Annotated in this window: 5 protein-coding genes; 3 read left to right on the top strand and 2 right to left on the bottom strand. The window is 72.2% G+C overall.

Annotated features, from left to right (window positions below; translation table 11 throughout):
- Window positions 1–456: 456 nt before the first annotated feature.
- The 3 genes from ACZ7IB_RS28665 to ACZ7IB_RS28675 all read left to right on the top strand — a co-directional run bounded on the left by ACZ7IB_RS28665 (window position 457) and on the right by ACZ7IB_RS28675 (window position 4,301).
- Window positions 457–2,016, top strand: coding sequence for an MFS transporter (locus tag ACZ7IB_RS28665; protein ID WP_470916705.1), 1,560 nt, complete (start codon window positions 457–459; stop codon window positions 2,014–2,016).
- Between the two features lie 198 nt (window positions 2,017–2,214).
- Window positions 2,215–2,679 (top strand): DUF485 domain-containing protein, encoded by a 465-nt coding sequence (locus tag ACZ7IB_RS28670; protein WP_470916683.1) that lies wholly within the window; start codon window positions 2,215–2,217, stop codon window positions 2,677–2,679.
- A 26-nt stretch (window positions 2,680–2,705) separates the two neighbouring features.
- Complete coding sequence (locus ACZ7IB_RS28675) at window positions 2,706–4,301, top strand: sodium/solute symporter (RefSeq protein WP_470916706.1); 1,596 nt, start codon at window positions 2,706–2,708, stop codon at window positions 4,299–4,301.
- Window positions 4,302–4,342: 41 nt separating this feature from the next.
- On the opposite strand, the gene ACZ7IB_RS28680 is transcribed toward ACZ7IB_RS28675, so the two are convergent.
- Both ACZ7IB_RS28680 and ACZ7IB_RS28685 read right to left on the bottom strand, forming a co-directional pair.
- Window positions 4,343–5,236: a cellulose-binding protein gene (locus ACZ7IB_RS28680; RefSeq protein ID WP_470916684.1), complete on the bottom strand. Its 894-nt coding sequence runs from the start codon at window positions 5,234–5,236 to the stop codon at window positions 4,343–4,345.
- 183 nt (window positions 5,237–5,419) lie between these two features.
- Window positions 5,420–6,886 (bottom strand): SUKH-4 family immunity protein (locus tag ACZ7IB_RS28685; protein WP_470916685.1); only part of this gene is annotated, 1,467 nt, incomplete at its 5' end.

Raw genomic sequence — 6,886 nt, forward strand, 5'->3', positions numbered from 1 at the left:
CCGGCTATGTCGGCCGGCGTTCGGGATGTCGCGGGTGTACCTGTGGAGTCTGGTGTTCCGAGGGGGACCGGCGCCCTGGTGCACAGCGCAGTCTTCGGGTGGGGTTTTCCCCACCCCGCCCCCCTGCGGTCAGCCGCATTCGCGGTGGGTATCAGCCGCTTTCTGCGGTGTAGGAACACGCTAAGGAACGGGCCCCCGCCGTCACGTCCTCCGCCGGGAGGAACCACCCCTGGGCAAAACTGAGGAGCGTCCCCTAAGGGTCTCGGCCCGCGGGTGGAGACCCGCCTCAGGGACTGCACCCATGGGTGCAAGCGACGGGGTCCGCAGAGGCCTTCGGACACACCCCCCGACAGCGGCGCCCTCCCCGCCGGGATCCACGGGTGAGACAGTGTCCCGAGAAAATACGTGCAGGGGGAAGGAATCTTGGTGGGCGGCGCGGGCGGCAATACCGAAGCGATGTCCGGGCCCGGGGTCGGCCCGGCCCCCTCTCCCGAGACGCCGCGCGGACGCGGCCCGGTGGTCGCCGCCCTGATGCTCGGGATGGCCCTGGCGGCCATCGACGGCACCATCGTCTCGACCGCCGTTCCGCAGATCGTCGGCGACCTCGGCGGCTTCTCCGTCTTCTCGTGGCTGTTCTCCGGCTACCTGCTGGCCGTGACGGTCTCCCTGCCGGTGTACGGGAAGCTCTCCGACACCTTCGGCCGCAAGCCGGTCCTGATCGCCGGCATCGCCCTCTTCCTGCTCGGCTCGGTGCTCTGCGCCGCCGCCTGGAACATGGCCGCGCTGGTCGCCTTCCGGGTCGTCCAGGGCCTGGGCGGCGGCGCCCTGCAAGGCACCGTGCAGACCATCGCCGCGGACCTGTATCCGCTCAAGGAACGCCCGAAGATCCAGGCCAAGCTGTCGACCGTATGGGCCACGTCGGCGGTCGCGGGGCCGGTGATCGGCGGGCTGTTCGCGGTGTACGCCGACTGGCGCTGGATCTTCCTGATCAATCTGCCGATCGGGGCCCTCGCGCTCTGGCTCGTCGTACGCCACCTCCACGAGCCGGCCCGCACCCACCGGGCGGCCGGCACGCCCCGCCCCCGCATCGACTGGGCGGGCGCCCTCGCCGTCTTCGCCACCGGCACCCTGCTGCTGACCGCGCTCGTCCAGGGCGGGGTCGCCTGGCCCTGGTTCTCCGCCCCGTCCCTCGGGCTGCTGGCCGGCACCGTCGTGCTCGGCGCGCTGACCGTCGTCATCGAGCGGCGGGCCGCCGAGCCGATCATTCCCGGCTGGGTCTGGCGGCGGCGGACCATCGCCTCGGTCAATCTGGCGCTGGGCGCGATGGGGCTGCTGATGGTCGCCCCCACGGTCTTCCTGCCGACGTACGCCCAGTCGGTGCTGGGTCTCGGCCCGATCGCCGCCGGTTTCGTGCTGTCCGTGATGACGCTGAGCTGGCCGGTGTCGGCGGCCTTCTCCAACCGCGTCTACAACCGCATCGGCTTCCGCCGCACCGCGATCATCGGCATGAGCTGCGCCCTGCTGATACTGCTCGCCTTCCCGTTGCTGCCGTATCCGGGCGAGCCCTGGCAGCCCGCCCTGATCATGCTGCTGCTCGGTGCGGCGCTCGGGCTGTTCCAGCTGCCGCTGATCGTCGGGGTCCAGTCGACGGTCGGCTGGGCCGAGCGCGGCACGACGACCGCCTCCGTGCTCTTCTGCCGCCAGGTCGGCCAGAGCGTCGGCGCCGCGCTCTTCGGGGCCGTCGCCAACGGGGTCCTCGCCTCCCGGCTGGCCGCCGCCCCGGTCCCCGGGCTGCCGGGCGACCTGGACGCGATCTCGCACGCCCTGGACGACCCGGGCAGGCTCTCGGCCGCGGCGACGGACTATCTGCGGCGGGCCGTCGACGCCGCCGTCGACCATGTCTACCTGGGTGCCGCCGTGGCCGCGGCGCTCGCCCTGCTGGTGCTGGTCTTCGTGGCCCCGCGCCGTTTCCCGGTCCTCACCGAGGAGTCCGGGAACGACGCCCCGGCGCCGTAGACGGCCGCATCGCACTGCGGGGCAAGGAGACTCCATTCGGCAAGACCTCATGCAACTGAGCCATTGCCGTGGGTAGTTCAGGCCAACCTCTCCCCAACCGCCATACCCGCGAGTAATGTTCGCGCTTCCGACAGCACAACCGCACTCCTGCCTTGCCGTCCAGCCCAGGACCCGAGCCATGCAAGGAGCAGCACCCAGATGTCGTACGGAAGCCCGCCTCCGTCCCCGTACTCCTCCTGGCCCGGACGGCTGCCGAAGCCGTCCCGGCGGCATCAGCCCCCGCCTCCGTACGACCCCGAACACCTGCTGCCCTGGCAGAGTTCGGAGCCCTCACCGCCCCCGGAACGGCCGAGCGCTCCCACCGCTCCCGTGTCCGTCCCGGGCCGTCACGGCGATCTGCGCCGGCTGCGCACCGCGTACCGGCTGCTGCGGCGCATCACGACCCTGACCGCACTCGGCTACTTCGTCGTATTCCTGCTGCTCTCCGGATTCGCCAAGGACCTGATGGACCGCCCCCTGTTCGGCGGTCTCAACATCGGCCTGGCGCTGGGGCTCTGTCAGCTCCCCGTGACACTGCTCGCCGTCGTCCTGTACGAGCGGACCGCCCGGAGCACGGTCGATCCGCTCGCCGCACGGCTCCGAAGAACAGGAGCGGCCCAGTGAACGGATTCGACGATTCCGCGCAGTCGATGTCCCTGGTGGCCTTCCTCGCCGTGGCCACCGTGGCCCTGCTGCTCTGCGTGATGACCGGCCCGGACCGCGACGACCTCGACGAGTTCTACACCGGCCCCCGCTCGCTCTCGCCCCTGCAGAACGGCCTCGCACTCGCGGGTGACTATCTCTCCGCGGCCACGGTTCTCGGCACCACCGGCATCATCGCCCTCACCGGCTACGACGGGATGATCCTCGCCCTGAGCATCACCCTCTCGCTCGTCCTGCTGATGTTCCTGCTGGCCGAACCACTGCGCAACGCGGGCGGGTTCACCATGGGCGACCTGCTCGTGCGCCGCGCCCCCGGCCGCGCGGTCCGTATCACCGCCTGCGCGGCCACCATCGCCGCGCTCGTTCCGATGATGGTCGTCCAGCTCGCGAGCAGCGGCGATCTGCTCTCCTTCATCCTGGGGTTCGACAGTTCCGGGTTCCGCACCGGCGCCATCATCGGGCTCGGCATCCTGATGATCGGTTACGCGGCGATCGGCGGCATGAAGGGCACCGCGCTGATCCAGATCGTGAAGACCGTGGTCCTCTTCGTCGCCGCGTTCACCATCTCCGTACTGATCATGAACCGCTTCGACTGGGACACCGGCGCCCTGCTTTCGGCCGCCCGGGCAGGCAGCGGCGCGGGGGCCGCGTATCTGCGCTCGGGGCTCCAGTTCGACGGCAGCGGACTCGACATGGTCAGCTCCGAACTGACCGTGGTGCTCGGCGCCGCCTGTCTGCCACATGTCACCATGCACATGACGAGCGCCCGCTCCACGCAGGCCGTCCGCCGCTCGCTGTCCTGGGCGGTCGCCGTGGTCGCCGGGCTCTGTCTACTGCTCGTCGTCATCGGTTTCGGCGCGGGTGCGCTCGTCGGCCACGACCGCATCACCGCCGCCGGAGCGTCCGGAAACAGCTCGATCCTCCAGATCAGCGGTGTGGTGGCAGGCGGTGGCCGGCTGGGCGCACTGGTCGTCACGACGATGACGACGGCGATCTTCCTGACTCTGCTCGCCTCGGTCGCCGGAATGATCCTGGCCTGCGCGAACTCCCTCGCGCACGACCTCTTCGCCCACGGCCTGCACGGAGTGCGCGACCCGGACAGGAAGCCGCTGCCGGGCCTGTCCGAAATGCGTACGGCACAGGCCGCAGCGGTCGTCGTCGGGCTGCTCGCCACCACACTCGCCGTCGTGGCCAGGCACTGGAACGTACAGGCGCTGGCGACGCTCTCGTTCTGTGTCGGCGCGTCGGCGCTGGCCCCGGCGCTCGTCTACAGCATGTTCTGGCGGCGCTTCACCCGTACCGGACTGCTCAGCACCCTGATCGTCGGCACCGTCACCGTCATGGTGCTGATCACCGGCACCAATCTCGTCTCGGGCTCACCGTCTTCGGTCTTCCCCGAGTACGACTTCAACTGGTTCCCCTTCACCACGACCGGGCTCGTCTCCATCCCGGCCGGTTTCCTGGCGGGATGGCTGGGAACGGTACTCGAGCGGCGCACAGCGGCCGAAGAACGCCGACGGTACGAGGCCGAGGAACCGCGAATCCTGGCGGGCGCACCGCAGAATACGGCGGCCCGCCCCTGAGGAACCCCCGCGTCCGGAGGCGAAGCTCCCGGCGGTCGGACTCAGTCCTCCGCCGGGGCCACCCGCCCGGTGAGCGCCGCGAGTGAGTTCCGCACGTGCGCCATGTGCGCCTGGACCTCCTCGCGGCCCTCCTCGTGCTCCCGCAGGATCCGCTCCGTCTCCCGGACCACCCGCTCCTCACGGACCCTGGCCGCCGCGATCAGCTCCGCACCCTGCGCCTCCGCATCCTCCTGGCCGTGCCGTGCGGCCTCCTCGGTCCGAGCCAGCGCCCGCCGCGCCTCGGCCAGGCGGGCCTCCGCCTGCTCGGTCAGCTCGTCGTGATGCGCGGCCTGCGCGGCCTCGGCCTCCGCCAGCTCGCGTTCGGCCGTCTTCCACCGCTCGGAATGCTCCTGCTCCTGGTGCGCGAGGACGCTCGCGGTACGGCGACGCGTCCCGGCCATCGCGGACTCCGCCTGCTCCCGCACCTCCGCGGCCTCCTTGCCGGCCTCGGCGACGGTCTCCTCGGCGGTGCCCCCGGCCGTGATCAGCGTCCCGTCGGCGTACTCCTCGGCCGCTGCCCGCATCGCCTCGGAGTCCGCGCGCGCCGACTCGCGGAGCCTGCGGCCCGCCTCGTCCGCCGCGTCCCGCAGCGCCTGCGCCTCCTCCTGGGCGGCGCCCCGTACGTCCCGGGCCTCGCTCTCGGCGAGCGCCAGGATCTGCCGGGCGCGCTCACCGAGCGATTCATAGTTCTGCGGGGCGAGCCTGGCGACGGCCTCGCTCAGCCGGACCGACTCGGCGGAAAGCTCCTCCACCAGCGCGGTCAGCCGGGACACCTGCTCCCACGCCTCGTCCCGCTCGGCCGACAGCCCGGCCACGGTGCGGTCCACCTGCTCCGGACGGTAACCACGTCCTCGTACGCCGACGAAGCCATGCGCGGACACCGGTGCAGAACTCATCCCTGAAGCCTCTTTCCGACTCTCCGACCACCTGCAGTACGTCTAAGGATGCGGCAATTGACACAGAAGTCGGAATCGTTTCGCTGCTTTCCGGACGGAAGCGACCGGCATCACAGACCGCACACAGCACGGCGCCCGGCCCCCCTCTCGGGGAGCCGGGCGCCGTCCGCAGAGCCTGCCGGGTCAGATCAGCCCGTCCCACATCTGCTCAAGGAGTACCGACCACCAGCTCTCCGGCGACGCCAGCGCCGCCGCGTCCAGCGCCACCAGCTGGGCCTGGAAGTCGACCGTCCAGCGGCCCGCCTGCTCCGGGTTGAGCCCGAACCGCAGCCGCCACATCCGGCCGAGCAGCGCCATCGAGCGCTGGAACTCCGGCAGCCCGGTGTTCACGAACTGCGGCGCCGCCGACTGGCTGTGCCCGCCCGCGGGGGAACCCGCCTCGACCGGCACCGCCACGATGTTCGCGGTGCCGTACTGGACACAGATCGCCCGCCCGAAGTCGGACCCCATGACGAGGTACGACCCCGCGTCGGGGGCCGCCTGCACCTGCCGCTGTGCGGCCAACTCGGCCAGCGTCGGCACCACCGGCTGGCCCGGCTGCGCCCAGAAGAACGGCCCGAAGTCGGCGGGCAGCCCCGCCCACACCAGCGTCCGCGCCACGGCCTCGGGCACACCCTGACGGGACACCGCGCGCTGATCGAAGCGAAGGATGCCCTGCGGACCGAAGGTCTGCACCATCTCCTGGGCGATGGCCTCCGGCGGCACCGGCGGCGCGGGCGGCATCTGCGGCAGCGGAGCCCGGACCGGCGCGGGACGAGCCGGCCCGTCCGCGACCTGGTGCAGCTCCCCCTGATGGGTGAGCAGATGCTGCATGCCCTGCTGGCGGCTGGCGTGATCGGTGCCGTACGGGGCGACGCTGGTGATCCGCACCTGCGGCCAGGTCTCACGGATCATCCGCGCGCAGTAGCCACCGGGCAGCTCGCACGACTCCAGCTCGGTGTGCAGCTCGATGACCTGCTGCGGCGGCACGTTCATGGCCCGCAGCTCGTGCAGCATCTGCCACTCGGGGTGCGGGGTGCCCGGCGCCGAGCGGCGGATCAGCTGCTGCTCGCTGCCGTCGGGCGCGCGGTAACGCAGCACGGCCTGGTAGCCGGGGCCGACGGTCGGCTGACCGGTCGGCGCCTGCGGATATCCGTACGCCGGGGGCGGCGGGGTGTGCGGATTCGGCGGTACGGGGCCGGGGGCGCCGCCCTGCGGCATTCCCGGCGGACCGGGCGGACCGGGAGGCTGCGGCGCGGACGGCCCGACCTGGCCGGGGCCCGCGAGCATCGTCGCGGCGTGGTGCACCCCGCCACCGGGCGGCGGAGGCGTCGAACCAGGAGGAGCGGGGGGCGCCGGGGGCCCCGGAGGGCCGGGCGGCTGCGGGGCCCCAAGGAGTCCCGGCGGACCCGGAGGCTGCGGCGCACCCGGGCCACCCATGCTCGGGTCCGCGAACATCGTCGCCGCGTGGTGCACCCCGCCACCGGGCGGCGGAGACGTCGAACCAGGAGGAGCAGGGGGCGCCGGAGGCCCCGGAGGGCCGGGCGGCTGCGGGGCCCCAAGGAGTCCCGGCGGACCCGGAGGCTGCGGCGCACCCGGGCCACCCATGCT

Source organism: Streptomyces sp. NPDC037301, from assembly GCF_055602785.1.

Bases quoted from the DNA above. Each gene is read 5' to 3' on its own strand.
- ACZ7IB_RS28665 (WP_470916705.1), top strand. From the start codon at position 457: ATGTCCGGGCCCGGGGTCGGCCCGGCCCCCTCTCCCGAGACGCCGCGC.
- ACZ7IB_RS28670 (WP_470916683.1), top strand. From the start codon at position 2,215: ATGTCGTACGGAAGCCCGCCTCCGTCCCCGTACTCCTCCTGGCCCGGA.
- ACZ7IB_RS28675 (WP_470916706.1), top strand. From the start codon at position 2,706: ATGTCCCTGGTGGCCTTCCTCGCCGTGGCCACCGTGGCCCTGCTGCTC.
- ACZ7IB_RS28680 (WP_470916684.1), bottom strand. From the start codon at position 5,236: ATGAGTTCTGCACCGGTGTCCGCGCATGGCTTCGTCGGCGTACGAGGA.